At 64.3% G+C, this 17030-nt stretch carries 15 protein-coding genes and 1 other RNA gene; 12 read left to right on the top strand and 4 right to left on the bottom strand.

All coding sequences use genetic code 11. From position 1 onward, the window contains the following. Positions 1 to 99 precede the first annotated feature (99 nt). The 4 genes from OIS53_RS06845 to OIS53_RS06830 all read left to right on the top strand — a co-directional run bounded on the left by OIS53_RS06845 (position 100) and on the right by OIS53_RS06830 (position 3396). Positions 100 to 792 carry a DUF1361 domain-containing protein gene (locus OIS53_RS06845; protein WP_264681653.1) on the top strand — a complete coding sequence of 231 codons (693 nt, stop codon included), beginning with the start codon at positions 100 to 102 and terminating at the stop codon, positions 790 to 792. Between the two features lie 117 nt (positions 793 to 909). Then, positions 910 to 1896, top strand: a complete 987-nt coding sequence (locus tag OIS53_RS06840) for a DoxX-like family protein (RefSeq protein WP_264681652.1) — start codon at positions 910 to 912, stop codon at positions 1894 to 1896. A 29-nt stretch (positions 1897 to 1925) separates the two neighbouring features. Then, a complete protein-coding gene (locus OIS53_RS06835; protein WP_264681651.1) occupies positions 1926 to 2606 on the top strand; it encodes a DUF4166 domain-containing protein in 681 nt (226 codons plus the stop codon). 25 nt (positions 2607 to 2631) lie between these two features. Further along, positions 2632 to 3396 carry a fatty acid desaturase gene (locus OIS53_RS06830; protein WP_264681650.1) on the top strand — a complete coding sequence of 255 codons (765 nt, stop codon included), beginning with the start codon at positions 2632 to 2634 and terminating at the stop codon, positions 3394 to 3396. A gap of 43 nt (positions 3397 to 3439) precedes the next feature. Here the strand turns inward: OIS53_RS06830 and OIS53_RS06825 are convergent, their stop codons facing one another. Beyond that, the gene (locus tag OIS53_RS06825) at positions 3440 to 3745 is read right to left on the bottom strand and encodes a DUF3817 domain-containing protein (RefSeq protein WP_264681649.1); all 306 of its coding nucleotides are present in this window, start codon (positions 3743 to 3745) and stop codon (positions 3440 to 3442) included. Between the two features lie 48 nt (positions 3746 to 3793). Next, positions 3794 to 4441, bottom strand: coding sequence for a class I SAM-dependent methyltransferase (locus tag OIS53_RS06820; protein ID WP_264681648.1), 648 nt, complete (start codon positions 4439 to 4441; stop codon positions 3794 to 3796). A gap of 148 nt (positions 4442 to 4589) precedes the next feature. Between OIS53_RS06820 and dgt the strand changes: the two genes are divergently transcribed. Next, complete coding sequence (dgt, locus tag OIS53_RS06815; RefSeq protein WP_264681647.1) at positions 4590 to 6011, top strand: dGTP triphosphohydrolase; 1422 nt, start codon at positions 4590 to 4592, stop codon at positions 6009 to 6011. Between the two features lie 211 nt (positions 6012 to 6222). Here dgt and OIS53_RS06810 read toward each other — a convergent pair whose 3' ends face one another. Continuing rightward, positions 6223 to 9411: an AsmA family protein gene (locus OIS53_RS06810; RefSeq protein WP_264681646.1), complete on the bottom strand. Its 3189-nt coding sequence runs from the start codon at positions 9409 to 9411 to the stop codon at positions 6223 to 6225. A gap of 425 nt (positions 9412 to 9836) precedes the next feature. On the opposite strand from OIS53_RS06810, the gene OIS53_RS06805 reads away from it, so the two are divergent. Beyond that, entirely contained in the window at positions 9837 to 10157 is a 321-nt protein-coding gene (locus OIS53_RS06805) for a DUF6686 family protein (RefSeq protein ID WP_264681645.1), read from the top strand. A 70-nt stretch (positions 10158 to 10227) separates the two neighbouring features. Beyond that, positions 10228 to 12171, top strand: a complete 1944-nt coding sequence (locus OIS53_RS06800) for a DUF4153 domain-containing protein (protein WP_264681644.1) — start codon at positions 10228 to 10230, stop codon at positions 12169 to 12171. Positions 12172 to 12350: 179 nt separating this feature from the next. Here the strand turns inward: OIS53_RS06800 and guaA are convergent, their stop codons facing one another. Next, entirely contained in the window at positions 12351 to 13883 is a 1533-nt protein-coding gene (gene guaA / locus OIS53_RS06795) for a glutamine-hydrolyzing GMP synthase (RefSeq protein WP_264681643.1), read from the bottom strand. Between the two features lie 272 nt (positions 13884 to 14155). Here guaA and OIS53_RS06790 point away from each other — a divergent pair, with 272 nt between their 5' ends. From OIS53_RS06790 to OIS53_RS06770, 5 genes are all read left to right on the top strand, one after another. Beyond that, positions 14156 to 14602 carry a carboxypeptidase-like regulatory domain-containing protein gene (locus OIS53_RS06790; RefSeq protein WP_264681642.1) on the top strand — a complete coding sequence of 149 codons (447 nt, stop codon included), beginning with the start codon at positions 14156 to 14158 and terminating at the stop codon, positions 14600 to 14602. A gap of 129 nt (positions 14603 to 14731) precedes the next feature. After that, positions 14732 to 14829: signal recognition particle sRNA small type (gene ffs / locus OIS53_RS06785), an RNA gene on the top strand. Between the two features lie 214 nt (positions 14830 to 15043). Continuing rightward, on the top strand, positions 15044 to 15700 hold the full coding sequence (fsa, locus tag OIS53_RS06780) for a fructose-6-phosphate aldolase (RefSeq protein ID WP_264681641.1): 657 nt from the start codon (positions 15044 to 15046) through the stop codon (positions 15698 to 15700). Between the two features lie 115 nt (positions 15701 to 15815). Further along, positions 15816 to 16022 (top strand): fructose-6-phosphate aldolase, encoded by a 207-nt coding sequence (locus tag OIS53_RS06775; RefSeq protein WP_264681640.1) that lies wholly within the window; start codon positions 15816 to 15818, stop codon positions 16020 to 16022. A gap of 245 nt (positions 16023 to 16267) precedes the next feature. Beyond that, entirely contained in the window at positions 16268 to 16966 is a 699-nt protein-coding gene (locus OIS53_RS06770) for a cell division ATP-binding protein FtsE (RefSeq protein ID WP_264681639.1), read from the top strand. The last annotated feature ends 64 nt before the right edge of the window (positions 16967 to 17030 follow it).

Raw genomic sequence — 17030 nt, 5'->3', positions numbered from 1 at the left:
ATGACAACCCGCGCCAACTAGCCCGCACAAGCGCCGTATTGCCAGCGGCTGCTGTACCTTGCAGCGCGCCAGTCTTTTGTAGTTCAAGCTCACCTGCCTATGCCCTTGTTTGTTGCTGCTTTGTCGGGGCCGCGGCTGCGGCGGCGCCTGAGCCTGCTGCTGGTGCTGGGGGCTTCGCTTACGCTGAGCGTGGTGCTTATCACGTTTCGGGTGCTGCTGACCAAGCAGCTGCTGTTTGTGTTTCTGCTCTGGAATCTGTTTCTGGCCCTGATTCCGTTTGGGCTGAGTTCCATGCTGGGGCTGGCCGCCGTGCAACTCCGGGCGCGGGTGCTGGTGCCGGCGGGGGCGGTGTGGCTGCTGTTTTTTCCCAATGCCCCCTACATCCTCACCGACCTGTTCCACCTGGAGCCCCGGCCCGGCGTACCCTACTGGTACGACCTGGCCCTCATCCTGAGCTGCGCCTGGAACGGACTGATGCTGGCCTACGCTTCGCTGCTAGATATGCAGGCCCTGGTGGCCCGCCGCTTGGGCGTGGGCGCCGGCTGGGGGTTTGCGGCCGGCGCGTTGCTGCTCAGCGCCTTCGGTATTTACCTGGGTCGGTTTCTGCGCTTCAACTCCTGGGACGTCCTCACCAACCCCTTCACCCTGTTCTACGACATCCTGCAACGCCTCATCAACCCCACGGCCCACCCCCGCACCTGGGGCGTTACGCTGCTGTTCGGGGCCTTCCTCATCCTGGGCTACGCCACCGTGCGCCTGCTGGGCCGGGCCGGGGAAGAGCCGGGCGAGTAAGCGCACCTGGCTTGGCGTCTGAAGCAGGAAAATGGTGGCGAAAAATGCGGCCGGAAGGCCTGGGAATCTCAACGGTATTGCTATCTTTCAGAAGATAAGCCGTTGTTATTTCGCTAAGTGAAAAGTTCGCCGATTTACGTTGAAGCCCTGATTCGTTGCCCGCTGGACGAGCTGTGGACGCACACGCAGCAACCTGACCTGCATCAGCAGTGGGATTTGCGCTTTACTTCTATCGACTATCTGCCCCGGCCTTCTGAGGAGCATCCGCAGCAGTTTACGTACGCCACCCGCATTGGCTTTGGGCTGGGCGTAGCCGGCTGCGGCGAGAGTGTGGGTACCCGCGAGAAAAACGGGGAACGAACTTCAGTCCTGAAATTCTGGTCCGACAAGCCGATTTCCTTGATTCGGACTGGCGCTGGCTACTGGAAGTACGTGCCGCAGGTTAATGGAGCAGGCATCCGGTTCTTTACCAGCTACGACTACCAAACGCGGTTTGGCTGGCTCGGGCGCGTTGTTGACACCATCGTGTTTCGCCCCCTGATGGGCTGGGCCACAGCCTGGAGCTTCGATTGCCTCCGGCTGTGGCTGGAGCGAGGCGTTCGGCCGGCGGCTTCCATCCGCTCGAGTTTGCTGTTTGCCCTGGTGCGCTTCACGCTGGGCTTTATCTGGATGTATCAGGGCTTGGTGCCCAAGCTATTGTACCCCGACACCGGTGAGCTGGCCATTTTGCAGGGCGCCGGCTTCTCGGCGGCTACGGCCCGGCTCATTGCCCAAGGGGTAGGATGGGCCGAAATTGGCTTTGGCCTGCTGCTGTGGCTGCTGCCCGTGCGGTATCTGCGGGGAGCTTACTGGTTGAATTGCCTGGGGCTGGTCGTGCTGGGGCTGGGGGCGGTGTTCAGCCAGCCCGGCGTATTTGTAGCGCCGTTCAATCCTCTCACCCTGAACCTGGCCATGCTGACCCTGGCCGCCGTCGGGCTGCTACTCGACCCGGCCGAATTGCCCAGTGCAGCCCGCTGCCTGCGTCGGCCGCCGCCTAAGCAGCACGCTCCGGAACGGGAAGCGGCAGTGGGGCAGGAGCAGACCGCATATGCTGCGGCCCAGTAGTTTGCTTTGTTTAAACCCGGCCAGCTCCTATGCAATCCATTTACGAACGAACCTTGGGCGCCGATTTTGCCCGCCTGCATCCCCGCATTCAGGAGCGGCTCCGGCTGCATAGCACCAAAGAGCAGGCCTTTATTGGGCGGGGCACGATGGAGCAGGTCTGGCATGGCCCATTCATTGCCCAGCCCTTCCTGCGCGTTGGGTTGTTGCGGCACATCATGTTTCCGGAAACCGGTCGGCAGGTTCCGTTTCGCATCGAAAACTATGCGTACCGCGACGCCCTGGGCCGCGAAACCGTGACGTGGATTCGCCGCTTCGAGTTTCCGCAACGCACCCGGTGCTTCGATGCCACCATGATTTGGAGCCAACAGCGGAGCCGCATCGTGGACTACCTGGGCACTCATCAGCACCTGGCCGTGGATATTGACCTGGCCGTGACGGAGCGGGGCGGACTGCGCCTGCTGTCGGGCGAGCAGCGCTTCTACGAGGGGCCGCTCAGCTTCCGGTTTCCCATGCTACTCTCGGGCCGCGCCGATGTAGAAGAGTGGTATGACGATGCAGCGGGTTGCTACCGTATTCAGGTTGAAGTCAGCAACCGTACCTTTGGGAAGCTCTTCGGCTACCGCGGCCATTTCCAGCCCGAGTGGCAGCCCGTAGCCTCCGCCGACATTCCTGCCTACGCCCTTCCCGTTCGGACCGAAGCGCGCGAATAGGTGCGTTTTTTACTTTATCCAGCGTATGCAGCCTAACACGCTTTCTGCTCACTTACAGCTTTCTCCGGCCCAGCGGTGGCTGGAGCTGTTACGCCCTTGGCTGCTGCTGGGAGCCTACGTGTTTATGGCCGGCCTGGGCTGGTGGTGGCTGGCCGTGCCTCTAGCAGTGGCCGTGTGCCTGTCGGGGTTTGTGCAGATGCACGACGCCATGCACCAAGCCCTTGGCTTATCCAAAGCCGCCAATAAGCGGCTGCTAACGCTTAGCGGGCTGCTGCTGCTGAAAAGCGGCCACGGCTTGCAGGTAACGCACCTGCGCCATCACGCCCACTGCCTGCAACCCGACGACCCCGAGGGCGCCCCCGCTACCTGGCGTTTCTGGCGGGTGCTGTGGCAGGGCCCCTACCACATCCTGATGCTGCGGCGGGAGTCGTTGCGCATGGCCCCGCACACCCGGCGCATCCAGTGGCTGGAAACAGCCGCCACGCTGGTTCTGCTGGCAGTTTTTGTGGCGGTCTATCTGTGGTGGGGTAGTCTGGTGGGACTGGTGTACTGGGCGGTGGCCTTTGTGATGAGCGCCACGCTGCCCATTTGGGCGGCCTACCTGCCACATCATTTGTCGGAGCACAACCCGGCGGTGCGAGCCTCAGCCGCCACGGCGCGGTTCTGGACACCCGTGCTGGCGTCGTTTGCCTTTCACCACGTGCACCATCATTATCCGCGGGTGCCTACGGCTTTGCTGCCGCGCGCCGCGGCTGAGCTGCCGCCCCCACCTCCGCACGAGCACCCATGAGCAACTAGAACGAGGGCCGCTAGCTGCGTCAACTTCGGCCACACTACTCCGCCGGGCGGAACAAGTGCCGGTCGGCCCAAAAGGTGCCCAGCGGGATGAACGAGGCCAGCAGGGCCAGCAACGTTTTGCGCAGGGACCAGCGGTGCTCCAGGGCGTTTTGCAGCACCAGCAGCACGTAGAGCACGAACAGCAGCCCGTGCGCCATGCCTACGTGGCGGACGGCAGCGGGCTGCCCGGCCAGGTATTTCAGGGGCATAGCAATCAGCAGCAAAATCAGAAAAGACCAGCCTTCCAGGAAACCAATAACCCGCAGGCGGCCTAACGCAGTGGTGAGCAGAGAAGAATTCATCAAAGCAAAGATAGGGGCCAGGAAGGGCCAGGCGGCGCCAGCTCAGAATTAGTCGCCGGCCGGCTTCGCCACCCACACGTAGGCCCGGCGGCTGGGGTATTCCACGTCGGGGTAGGGATGGCGCTCCAGCACGTCCAGCACGGCAAAACCAGTTTCGCGCAGCAGCGGCACCACAGCGTCAGGCAGCATAAAGCGAAAGTCGATGCTGACGACTTCACCCAGAAACTCGTCGCGGTGCACGATTTCGGCGCCAATGTGAAACGAAAACAGGAGCTGCCCGCCCGGCTGGAGGACCCGCCGGATTTCGCTTAGCGCCACGTGCAGCTGGGCCGGCTCGAAGTGAATCAGCGAGTAAAAAGCAATGGCCGCGCCAACCGAGCTGTCGGCAAAGGCCAGGTGCAGGATGTCGCCGGTGGTAAAGCGCAACTGCGGGTGCTCCAGGCGGGCTTGCTTCACCATTTCGGGAGAGATATCCAGGCCGAGCACGTCGGGAAGTCCGCAGGCGGCCAGGAACGCCGTGGTGTGGCCGGGTCCGCAGCCCAGGTCCAGCACGGGCCCGCGCGTGGCGTTTTCCTGCGCAAACGCCCGCAGCACCAGCCGGTCGAAATGCTTGTGGTCAAGCTCGTGCCGAAACTCGGCGGCGTACCGCTGGGCCGTTTTGTCGTAGCAGTCGATGATGTTGCGGGGCGTTTGCACGGCTTCGGAGTGAAAAAGGGGCGGGAAGTTACTGGCTGGGCTGCCAAAGGTACTCCAGCCGGGAGCAGCAATGTATCCCCAAGCTGCACCGCCCGAATAGCCCCCCGGCGCTGCACACCTGCCGGCTTTGCCGTACCTTGCCGGGACCATGCTTCACCTCACGCCCGACCCCGAAAACGCCCCGACCATGACCTGGGAGCGGCTGCTCAGCCGCCGCCGCTACCCCGAGCAGCCCCAGCTGCACGTTGTGACGGATGCGCCGCCCGTGCGCGGGGCCTTCGTGCAGGACTACGACCGGGTGGTGTTCAGCTCGGCCTTTCGGCGCTTGCAGCGCAAAACCCAGGTTATGCCCCTGCCTGAAACCGACTTCGTGCACACCCGCCTCACGCACTCGTTGGAAACGGCCTGCGTGGGCCGCTCCCTGGGCCGCCTCGGGGGCCGGCTGCTGCTCGAAGAAACGGCCGGCCTGGCCCAGCAGCATCCCCACCTCGACTCCGATTTCGGCGACATCGTGGCCGCCGCCTGCCTGGCCCACGACATCGGCAACCCGCCCTTCGGCCACTCTGGCGAAGACGCCATTTCCACCTACTTCCGCAGCCCGGCCGCCGAGCCCTTTGTGCGGGTGCTCAACGCCACCCAGCGCGCCGACTTGCAGCAGTTTGAAGGCAACGCCGCCGGCTTCCGGGTGCTGACCCACACCTACGCTGCTCACAGCTCCGGCTCGGCCGGCCTGGGCCTGACCTATGCCACACTGGGCGCGTTCAGCAAGTATCCGCGGCCTTCGGTGGTGGAAGAAGCTGGCCTGACCCGCGGCACCAGCGAGAAAAAGTACGGCTACTTCCAGACCGAAGCCGTCCGGTTTCAGGACGTGGCTCAGGAGCTGGGGCTGCTGCCCAAGCCGCCCGGCGCCCAGGGCGGGGGCTTCTACCACCGCCACCCGCTGGCCTTTCTGGTAGAAGCCGCCGACGACATCTGCTACCGCATCATCGACTTTGAAGATGGGCTGAAGCTGGGCCTGATTCCGTGCGAGCTGGGCTTGCAGCTCCTGCGCGACATGCTGGCCGACACGCCCGGCCGCCCCCGCTCCGTGGAGTGGCGCGACTGGCGCGAGGAACTAGGCTACCTCCGGGCCCGCCTCATCAACCGCCTCGTCCAGCAAACCGCCCGCCTCTTCGCCGACCGCGCCGATGACCTGCTCCGCGGCCGCTCCGACGAGCCCCTGGTGCGCCAGCTCGACTGCTGGGACCAGCTTCAGCAGGTGCACCAGCTCACCATGGACCACCTCTACCGCAGCCGCCCGGTGCTCGAAATCGAGGCGGCCGGCTTCGAGGTGCTGGCCGGCCTGCTCGACGCCTTTCTGCACGCTACCTTCGACCCCCACGGCAGCCCCCGCTCCCGCAAACTGCTCCAGCTGCTGCCCGCCCAGTTCCGCGCCGACGGCCACCAGCAAGGCGCTACCGCCTACGAGCAAATCATCCTGCTTACCGACTACATCGGCGGCCTCACCGACCAGAACGCCCTCAGCCTCTTTCGCACCATCCACGGCATTGATTTGCCCAAAGGGTTTTGAGTTAGATAATGAGGTGAGGAAGTGAGAAGGTGACAGGTGACAGGTGACAGGAAGAACGGTCATGCTGAGCGCAGGCGAAGCATCTCTCCCGCTTCGTTGCGGCCGTTAGAGGTTAGCTAGAGGTAGAGATGCTTCGACTGCGGCTGCGCCTTCGCTCAGCAGGACGGTCTACTTGTCACTTGTCACTTGTCACTTGTCACCATTAACCCCATCACTCCCCCGGCAGCAGTTGCAAGGTGGTATCGAGCTGCTGGGTGCGCAGTAGGTGCTGGGTGCGGCGCAGCAACTGCTGCTGTTGCAGGCGCTGCTCGCGGCCTTTGAACAGGCGTACCTGGTAGCCGGGGGCAGCCCCGCGGTGCAGATGCACGTAGGTGAGGGGGCGCGGCTGGCGGCCGGCAGCTTCGCCCTGCTGAATGCGGGCCACCCGCTGGTTGTTGTTGCCGAATAGCGCCTGCGTTGGCCGTAAACCCACGTACAGGTTGGTGCCCGGTCCGGCCAGGGCGTACTCCCCACTGATGGCCAGGTCGGTGAGGTTGCTGGGCAGGCGCAGGTCCGGAATCAGCACCCGGTCCCGGTCGAGGAGCAGCTGGGCTTGCAGGGGTTCAAACACGAGGTGGCGGGTGCGCTTTTCGCGCAGAAACCGCAGGGCCTGCATCAGGGCCTCCACTTCCAGCAGCTCCAGGCCCTGCACCCGCGCCTGCAAGTGGGCGTAGCTCTGCGGCAGGCGGGGTAGAAAATCGGCGCCCAGCACCGTACGCAGGTCGGCGGTGCCGTGCACGGTGCCGCGCACGTTGGCCGGGCCGGGTACGGCCAGCTGCAAGCTGTGGGCCAGCCCAAACGCGGCGGGCAGCTGCACCTGCCGTAGCTCCACCTGGGCCCGCACCGGGTAGCGGCCCGGCTCAGCGGTGTTCAGGAGCTGCCCCCGCACGCCCACGTGGCCGCCCAACGCCTGAAGGTGGCAGTCTTCCAGCACGGCACGGCCCGGCCGCACACTCGACACCACCCGCAGCTCCGTGCCGCGCAGCACCCCGTAGCGCGCCTGGTCGGCGGTGATGCGCAGCCGGGCCGTGAGCAGCTCCGTGATGCGGGGGCCGTCGGGCTTGGCAGTGCGCCGCTCGCCCGCGGGGCGGCCGGTGGGAGCCAGGGCCGCCATCAGCAGGAGCAGGCGCTGCACGTCCAGCAGCGGGTAGTGCAGTGTAGCCTGGGCCGAAAGGCGGGTGAGCCGCGCCCCGCTCAGGTGGGCGGCGGCGTTGGCCTGCCCCCGGCCGCCGGCGCTGGTCGTGAACCGCAGCGCCGGTAGCTGCACCCGCCCGTTCGACTTCAGTACCCGCAGGTGCAGGTTGCGAATGTCTTCCTGGGAGCCGGTGCGCAGGTCCTGCACGTCTACGGTGGCCTGGCCGGTGGCCGTTAGCAGCATGTCGCGCAGGGGCAGGGTAGGGGCGGCCGGGCCGGGCCGGGGCGGCCGCTCCAGCACGGCCAGCAGGCGGCGGTAGGCTACCGTGCCCCAGCGCCCGGCCACGTGCAGGCGCAACGGGCTGTTGGTGAGGCGCCCCGCCGTGGCCCAGCGGGCTTCGCCGCTCACCTGCCCACCCCAAAGCCGGGTGCGAAAGGCGCGCAGCTCTACCTGGCGGCCGTCGTGGCGGAGGTGGGCGGCCAGCTGCTGCAAGGTGTCAGTGGCCAGCACCAGCTGCCTGCAGCGCAAGCGCACATCCAGCCGCAGCCCCGGCGCAAACAAGCTCGCCGGCCGGGTTCTCGGCTTCTTGCCGGCCCGGTTGGGGCGGCTGGGGCCGCTGCGCGAAGCCAGCAGCTGGCGCAGTTCGGCCACTCGTAGCTCGTCAACGGCCAAGCTGCCCCGGATGGTGGTGGACGGGTGCTGGTCGGTGAGGTAATCCAGCAGGTGCAGGGTGGTAGCGTTGGCCTGCACCCGCATACCAGCTACTTGCCCGGTGAGGTTGGTCAGGGTCCAGAGACTGTCGCGCAAGCCCAGGGTCACGCTGAGCTGGCGCACCTCGGCCGCGCGGCCCGGCAGCCGGAAGGCCGCATCGTGCAGCACCACCGTGCCCCGCCCCGATAAGCGCCCGGCGCCGGGGCTCGGCACCGCCGAAGCACTTCGTTCGGGCAGCCGGCCCCGCAAGGTCAGGTTGAGAGTGGCCGTGCCGCGCTGGGCCTGCCACCGGCCCGGCGCCACCAGGGCCGCCAGCTGGCGCAGCTCGGTGCGGCCGCGCAGCCGCCCGTGCAGCCGGGGCCGGGCAAAGTCCGCTACCTGCACGGCCAGGTCTAGCTCCCCCACGGCCGAGTATAGCCGGCACTGGTGCAGGCGCAGCGTGGTGGTGGCTGGCGTGCGGGCTGGGCCGTTGTCGAAGGTGGCGGCCAGGTCCCAGCGTCGGATGGTGCGGCCCGAGTCGGGCCAGGCCATTTGGGCCCCGCGCAAGCGGAAGCGCAGCACCGCCCGCGGCCGCACGGTGGGGCTACTCAGGCCCCGGATGGTGTAGTCGACGTGGGCTTTGCTGGGGCTGCGGGCCCCGGCCAGGTGGGGCAGCAGGGCCGCGGGCAGCGTTGCGCGCAGCACTTCCAGCAGGGGCTGCTGCCCCGCCAGCCGCAGGTGCAGGCGGGTGCCGGCGGGCTGGTCGGGAGCGGCCGTGTGCGTGCCGCTGATGCGCACGGTGTCGGCGTTGAGCGTGGCCCAGGTGCGGAGCAAACGGCCCTGGCGGTGCCGGAAGTCGTAGCGGTACTGCACCTGGGCCCGCACCTGCTCCTGCCGAAACAGGTAGCCCCGGCGGGTGCGCAAGTAGTCCAGCTGCCCCACTAGCGTCCCGCGCAAGGTGGCTTCCAGTGGGCTGGCCTGGGCCGTGAAGCTGGCCCGCCGAATGCGCAAAGCCAGGGAGCTGCGTTTAAACTCATTCACCGTGCGCAGCTGCACGTTGCGCAGCCGCACCGAGTCCAGGGCGAAGGTGCTGGCCCGCTGGGCCGCCTGCCCCGGCGCTGGCCGCCTGCCCCGCAGGCCCCAGCTGCGGCCCTGCGCGTCGGTGTACTGGTACAAGTCAACGTCGGTCAGGCGCAGGCGGCTCACGCGCACTTGCCCTTGGAGCAGGCTGCCAAGGTGGAGGCGCAGGTCGGCGCGGCCCACGCGCAGCACCGGCACGGCCCGCTGGTAGGCGGTGTCGGTAAGGGTGAGCTGGTGCAGGGAAGCGGTAAGGTGGGGAAAGTCGCGCAGCACCGAAAAGCGCACCCGGAACGGCCCCGGCACCAGTTCCGAGTTGCGGGCCAGCTGCTCCTGCACCTGGCGCATCAGCTGCCGCTGCCCCCAGCGGGAACCCAGCAACACCCCCACGCCCAGCCCGGCCAGCAGCAAGGTCAGGAGACCCATACCCAGCAAGCGGCGGAAGGACGGAAGTTTCATGCCGGAAGGATAAGCCAAATAGTTGAGTTCAGCCGCTTCTACGCAGAATTGTAGGGGCGCGTCGCACGCGCCCGTGGCAAAGCTGTAGACAGCAAAACATCCAGAGAAGCTGGTTGAAAAGTCGCCCAAACCATACCTACCGGCCCGTTAGGCTCTATCTGGCATCTGCTTGTCGAGTTGAAGGAAGGCAGAGCCAAGCCTCTCGTGTGCTGACGTCTGAGTTAGCGTTGCATCATCAGCATGCCAGATGCCTGCTGCTTCGACTGCGTTGCACGCCGCTCAGCAGGACCTTCCTCTCAACTCTCTGAGCAGCTCCATAGTGAGTAGCCGCTGGTGAAAATGACATGAAGATTCCCTTCAAAAAATTATTTAGATTTAGTATAAATAAGTATACTTGCTTGTTCGCTTTACCAAAGGCTCCTGTCATGGCTACGTTCCTCCACCATAACGATTTTGGCTACTGTGCCCGCTGCCCGCGCACCTACCACCTGCACGTGTGCTTCGGCAATGTGGCCCTGGCCGCCACGCCGGCCGAGTTTGCCGAGTTCCGCCGCACGGTGGCCGAAACCTGGCAGCACCACTGCCTGCGCACCGCCGACCCCGAAGCCCGCTGCATTGCCCTGCGCACGCCGGCCCCGCGCCTGGCCCTGGTGTTTTCGCTGGTGGAGCTAGCTCAGCTACGCGACATTCTGGAAAATACCGCCCTGCTGCTGGAGGTGGAGGAGCTGTTGCACCCGTCGTCGTGAGAAAAGCTCAGCGGTAGGGCGTGGCGGTGTGCGCGCAAAGCCGTTTCTTGGGCCACTTATTTTCAGGCTCATGAAACTGCCTTCCCTTCACCACCTGCTCGCCGAAACCGCCCGAGTGGCGCGGCGCTTTCCGCTTACGCTGCTGTGCGCCCTGGTGCTGTGCGGGGTCGGCATCTACATCCAGCGTCTCGACTTCCGGCAGCAGCAAGACCTGGAGTGGCTGTTTCCGGCGCTGTCGGCTGCCGGGCTGGGGCTGACGCTCACGCTGAGCGTGGACCTGGCCGCCGAGCGGTACCGCTGGCCGCTGGGCCTGCGGGTGCTGGTACAGGCTGGGGCCGTGGGGCTGCTGGGGCTCTGGTACGGGCTGTGTCCCGCCGAACCTACCCTGGTGTGGGGCCTGCGCCTGTTCTTGCTGCTGGTGGGCCTGCACTTGCTTGTAGCCGTGGTACCCTACCTGCCCGAGCTGCGCCGCCAGGCCGACACCCCCGGCTTCTGGCGCTACAACGAAACCTTGTTTTTGCGCATTCTCACGGGCGGCCTCTACTCCGGCGTGCTGTTCGTGGGGTGCGCCCTGGCCCTGCTGGCCATCGACAATCTGTTTGAAGTGCACCTGGATGAGCGTTGGTACCCGCACCTGTTCACGGTGCTGGCTACGGTGTTCAACACCTGGTTTTTCCTGGCCGGCGTGCCCCAGGATTTTGCGGCTCTGGAAACGGCGGCGCCTTACCCGCGCGGGCTGAAGGTGTTCACGCAGTTTGTGCTACTGCCGCTGGTGGTGCTCTACCTGGCTATTCTCTACGCCTACCTGGCCCGCATCATCGGGCAGTGGACCTTACCCAAAGGTTGGGTGTCGATATTGATATTAGCCCTGGCGGTGGCCGGCATCTTCGCCCTGCTGCTCATCCATCCCATCCGCGACAATGCCGAAAACACCTGGATTCGCACGTTTGCGCGCTGGTTTTACCGGGCCCTGTTTCCGCTGCTGGGCTTGCTGGCCGTGGCCATCGGCACCCGCATCCATCAGTACGGCATCACCGAGGAGCGGTACCTGGTGCTGGTGTTGGCCGCTTGGCTGGCACTTATAGCCACGTATTTCCTGGTGCGGCAGGGGCGAGGCATCATCTGGATTCCGGCTTCGCTGGCGGCCGTGGCGTTTCTCGCGGCCGGAGGGCCCTGGGGCGCCTTCGCCGTGGCCGAGCGTAGCCAGCTGGCTCAGTTACGGGAGCTGGCTACGCAGCACAAGCTGCTCCAAGCTGGCAAGCTGGATGGCGCCAGCCAACGGGTGCCAAACCTGCCCGCCCCAGTGCGGCAGCGCCTTACCTCCAGCTTCGAGTTTTTTGCCGACCGCGACAACCTGGCCGCCGTCCAGCCCCTGTTTGCCGCCTCGCTCGCCCTGCCCGATTCGCTACGGCGCCCGGCCCGGCGCCAGAAGTCCCGGCCCAGCGAAGCAAGGCTGGAATGGGCTCAGCGGCGGTGGACGCAGGAGCGGCTGTTCGATGTGAGCGGCATTAGCCGCACCAGCTACTCCGAAGTCGACGGTAAGCAGGAGCTGACGGCCGAGTTTCACAGCAAACCACCTCAAGCGCAGCCCGTAGGTCCGGGCCGCTACTGGCTCGGCAACCTGCGCCAGGAATCCTACCGCTTTGGGCCCGGTGACACGCTGGCGGCGTTTACGGTGCCACAAGGGCAGTTTCGGCTGCATACGGCGGGGCGCGGCGGCCTGCTGCGGCTGGAACAGCGGGCCGGTTCGGGCTGGCAGCTCCGCCTTCAGGCTTCCATCAGCTCCCTGGCCGACTCCCTGGCCCGCCGCCACGGCGCCAATCCCAGCCAGGGCGTTGTGCTGCCTGCCGGTGGCTTCGCCCTGCGCGCTTCGGCCCAGGACCTCACGTTGCACCTCTTCCTGAGCGACGTGACGCGCCGCCAACATCAGGATACGGTGCGCTATGGCTTCGAGGGCAACGCCCTGCTGGAGTTCACGCCGTCAAACCTCACGCAGAAGCCACCGGCGAAATAAGGAAGCTGATTGGCGTTCTACTGGTTACCAACCATCCTTAATTCACTCCTTGCCAAGGTGAGGAGTTAGATACTAGCTAAGACCACTCAAGGACTGCGTAAAGGCAAAAAAGCCGCCAGCGCACCGCCAGCGGCCTTAACTTTCAAACTTCTCAACTCCTAAACTTTCACACGTAAAACTCACTCCCACTCAATCGTTGCGGGCGGCTTGGAGCTGATGTCGTAGACGACGCGGTTGATGCCGCGCACCTGGTTGATGATGCGGTTGGAGACGTCGGCCAGGAAGTCGTAGGGCAGGTGGGCCCAGTCGGCGGTCATACCGTCCACGCTGGTCACGGCGCGCAAAGCCACTACCCGCTCGTAGGTCCGCTCGTCGCCCATCACGCCCACGCTCTGAATGGGCAGCAGCATCACCCCGGCTTGCCACACTTGGTCGTAGAGGCCGTAGTCTTTCAGGCCCTTAATAAAGATGGCGTCGGCGCGTTGCAAGAGGTCCACTTTCTCGGGGGTGATGTCGCCGAGGATGCGGATGCCCAGGCCGGGGCCGGGAAAGGGGTGGCGGTGCAGGATTTCCACCGGTAGCCCCAGCGTGTGGCCCACCTCGCGCACCTCGTCTTTGAACAGGCTGCGCAGGGGCTCTACCACTTTCAGGTTCATCTTGTCGGGCAGGCCGCCCACGTTGTGGTGGCTCTTGATGGTCACGGCCGGCCCGTTCACCGACACCGACTCAATTACGTCGGGGTAAATCGTGCCCTGGGCCAGCCACCGCGCCCCTTCTACCTGCTGCGCTTCCCTATCAAACACCTCGATAAAGGTGCGCCCGATGGCTTTGCGCTTCTGCTCGGGGTCGGTGAGGCCGGCCAGGGCCGCGTAAAATTCCTGTGAGGCGTCCACGCCGCGCACGTTCAAACCCAGGTCGCGGTAGGAGTGGAGCACGCCTTCGTACTCGTCTTTGCGCAGCAGCCCGTTGTTCACGAAGATGCCGTGCAGGCGCGGCCCAATGGCGCGGTGCAGCAGCAGCGCCGCCACCGAGGAGTCTACGCCCCCCGAAAGGCCCAGAATCACCTGGTCCTGCTCGCCGATGGTGCGTTGCAAGGCCGTCACCATTGAGTCCACGAAGTGCTCCGGGGTCCAGCTCTGGTCCAGCCCGCAAATGCCCACCACGAAGTTGTGCAGCAGCAGCTTGCCGTCGGCGGAGTGGGTTACTTCGGGGTGAAACTGAATGCCGTAGGTGGGCTGGCCCTCGATGTGGAAGGCGGCTACGTCTACCTCCGGCGTGCTGGCAATACTGTCGAAGCCCTCCGGCAGCGTCTTAATCGTGTCGCCGTGCGACATCCACACCTGCGACCCAGTAGGAATGCCGCGCAGCAGGGGCGAGTCGTGGTGGACGTGGCTGAGGCGGGCGCGGCCGTACTCGCGGATGGTGGCCGGCAGCACCTCGCCGCCCTGCTGGTGGGCCAGCAGCTGGGCCCCGTAGCACACGCCCAGCACCGGCACGCGGCCCAGGTACTGGCTCAGGTCGGGGTTGGGCGAGGCCGCGTCGCGCACCGAGCACGGGGAGCCGGAAAGCACCACGCCCCGGATGTCCTCCGAGAGGTCCGGGGCGTGCGTAAACGGGTGAATTTCGCAGTAGACATTCAGCTCCCGAATGCGTCGGGCAATAAGCTGCGTGTACTGCGACCCAAAATCAAGAATCAGAATCTGTTGAGGCATGGGCAAAGGTAAGCACACTTGCGGCAGTTATCCGAACGCCGAAGCACGTGCCTGCCCGGCTCCAGCCCACGTCACAGCAACTCGCCGCTTTGCTCAGCAGTAGGGCAGTCTATACAGTAAAAGCAGAGAATAGCGGCCAAATTTATTGGAAATGTTCTATAGCATGAATCAACCATTATAGTCACAATCATGCGAGATACTGCCTTTACGACTGGCTGAGCAGTAGCGAAGTTTGCAGCAGATAGTGTTGCTCATTTCTACTTCCTTCCGCCATGCGTAGTTCACTGTCCTTCCTGATGGCCGTTTTGCTGCCAGCGTCGGTGCTGGCCCAGCAGGCCGAATCTACCGATACTGTCTCGGTTGCCGAAACGGCCCCACTCATGCTGGCTACTACCACTGCCCCGGCGCCGCCCGCCCCGGCTGCGGCCGCGAGCAGCAACCAGCCGGTAGTGCCGGCCGCTGTGCCCGTGCAGCTTACCGGGCAGGTCCTGAACAGCCAGGGCAAGCCGCTGGTGGGAGCTACCGTTTACGTGAAAGAGCTGGGCCTGGCCGCCAGCACCGACGCCCGCGGCGCCTACGCCCTGCAAGTGCCGCCCGGCGTGCACACCCTGGCCTTTGGCTACGGCGGCTACGCGGAGCAGCAGGTGCAGGCCAGCAACTTCCTGCCCATTACCATCACCCTGCTCCCCGCCGACAAAGCCCGCCGGCGCGACAAATAGCCGGCCGGCCGTGCCAAACCAACCGGGCGCGGCTGGTGAAAACGGCTGACTCTCTGCGGCCAAGCACTCAGACTAGAAAATTTGTTGAGCGTAGCGCACCTTTTCGGTAAATCCGTCCGTATCTTTGACCCGGCGAGTCAGAACGACCAGCTCCTGCTGAACTCCCCCAGGACCGGAAGGTAGCAAGGGTAGGCGGTTGTAGCGGTGCGATTTTGGCTCGCTTTTTTTTGACCACGGATTTCTGCGGATTGGACGGATTAGTCGGATTTTGTGGATGCCTATATAACACGAAAAGCAGCTCACTCGGGCTGCTTTTCGTGCTTTCACCGCCTCGTATAACGTCGCGCGCAGTGAGCCAGGGCCTACAAAATCCGGTTAATCCGACAAATCCCATAAATCCGTGATTAGCTTTGCAGGCATTGTTGTTTTCAACCTTTCCAGATGAAATTCTTCCTTGATACCGCCAACCTGAAGGAAATTCAGGAGGCCGTGGAGCTGGGCGTGCTCGACGGTGTAACGACCAATCCTTCGCTGATGGCCAAAGAAGGCATTCGGGGCCTCGACAACATCATGGCCCACTACCAGCAGATTTGCGAGCTGGTAGACGGCGACGTGTCGGCGGAGGTGATTGGCACCAGCTACGAGGAAATCGTCCGCGAAGGGGAGGCCCTGGCCGAGCTGCACCCCAACATTGTGGTGAAGGTGCCCATGATTCGGGAGGGCGTGAAAGCCATCCGCCACTTCGCCGACAAAGGCATCAAAACCAACTGCACCCTGATTTTCTCGGCCGGGCAGGCTCTGCTGGCCGCCAAAGCCGGCGCCACCTACGTGTCGCCCTTCGTGGGCCGCCTCGACGACATCGGGCACGACGGCTTGCAACTGATTCAGCAGATTGTCGATATCTTCTCCAATTACGGCTACCCCACGCAAGTGCTGGCCGCTTCGGTGCGCCACGTGCCCCACCTGATTCAGTGCGCCGAGCTGGGCGCCGACGTGGTGACCTGCCCGCTCAACGTCATCACCGGCCTGCTCAACCACCCCCTCACCGACAAAGGCCTCGCCGCCTTCCTCGCCGACCACAAGCGGGTGAATGGCTGATTAGGGACTCAGGGTCTTGGGGGCTTAGGGACTTAGAGTTGTTTTAACGTTCTTGGTCTTTTACATATTCTGCACTAGAACGTCAACCAAGCCCCTAAGTCCCTAAGTCCCTACTATGTATATCATCAAAGTAAAAGGCAAGGCCAAGATTCCGGACTACATTCAGCTGCGCGACGAAAAGTTTGTGCTAATTGCCTATTTCCGCGCCGACCGGCCCCTGAAGGACCTGCACCGCTACGGCCTGGAAGGCAAGGAGGTAGAACTGGCTGCTCTGATTGAAGGCCTGGAATTCGGGAAGCTGCAGCAGTTGGTGTTGGAGTAGGTGTTGAGGGTCCTGGAGGCTTAGGAGCTTAGCTTTGTGCTGGCATCCTGAGCCGTCTGCGCATCAGGCAGAGACGGACCACAGGAAGGCGAAACCAAGAACTGGCTCGCGTCGGCAAGCTGCTGGCGGCACAGCTGGGCCTTGCGCTAGTCGTTCAACCTCACAAGCTCCTTCATATACCACGTTGCCCTCTGGATTGCAGCGGTGTAGCTGCCCGTCATCCAAGCCCCTAAGACCCTTATAGCATGTCCGTAATCGAGCTGCACGACGCCTACATACTGCAGGATGTGAACACCGTGCTGCAGAAGGTGTCTTTTACGCTGGAAAAAGGCGAGTTTGCGTATCTGGTGGGCCGCACGGGCTCGGGCAAAAGCTCGTTGCTGAAAACCCTGTACGCCGACCTGCCCCTGACGGCGGGCTCGGGTACGGTGGCGGGCTTCAGCCTGCCCGGCGTTACCAGCAGCGGCAACGTGCCCCAGCTGCGCCGCAAGCTGGGCATCATCTTTCAGGATTTCCAGCTGCTCTTCGACCGGAGCGTGGCCGACAACCTGCTGTTTGTACTGAATGCCACTGGTTGGAGCGGCAAGGCCCGTAAGCAGCAGCGCATTTCGGAAGTGCTCATGCGCGTGGGCCTCGCCAATGCCGCCGGCAAAATGCCCCACCAGCTCTCGGGCGGCGAGCAGCAGCGCGTGGTTATTGCGCGGGCCCTGCTCAACGAGCCCCTGCTGCTGCTGGCCGATGAGCCCACCGGCAACCTCGACCCCGACGTGGCGGATAGCATTATGCGGTTGTTTGTGGAGATTAATAACGCCGGTACCGCCGTGCTCATGGCTACGCACAACTACCAGATTATTAAACAGTATCCAAAGCGCGTGCTGAAGTGCGAGCAAGGGCAACTGCTGGATTCCGCTCGGGCTCCGTTTGAATTAAAGCTGGAGAGTTAAAAAATAGCAATAGCTTGGGGCCGTGTGCAACCGTTACGCTTTGGCAGTGCTCAAGCCAAAGCGG

Origin of the sequence: Hymenobacter sp. YIM 151500-1, from assembly GCF_025979885.1 — a bacterium.
Classification (GTDB): domain Bacteria; phylum Bacteroidota; class Bacteroidia; order Cytophagales; family Hymenobacteraceae; genus Hymenobacter.
The sequence above is the reverse complement of the archived record's forward strand: the minus strand, read 5'-3'. Positions and strand labels throughout refer to the sequence as shown.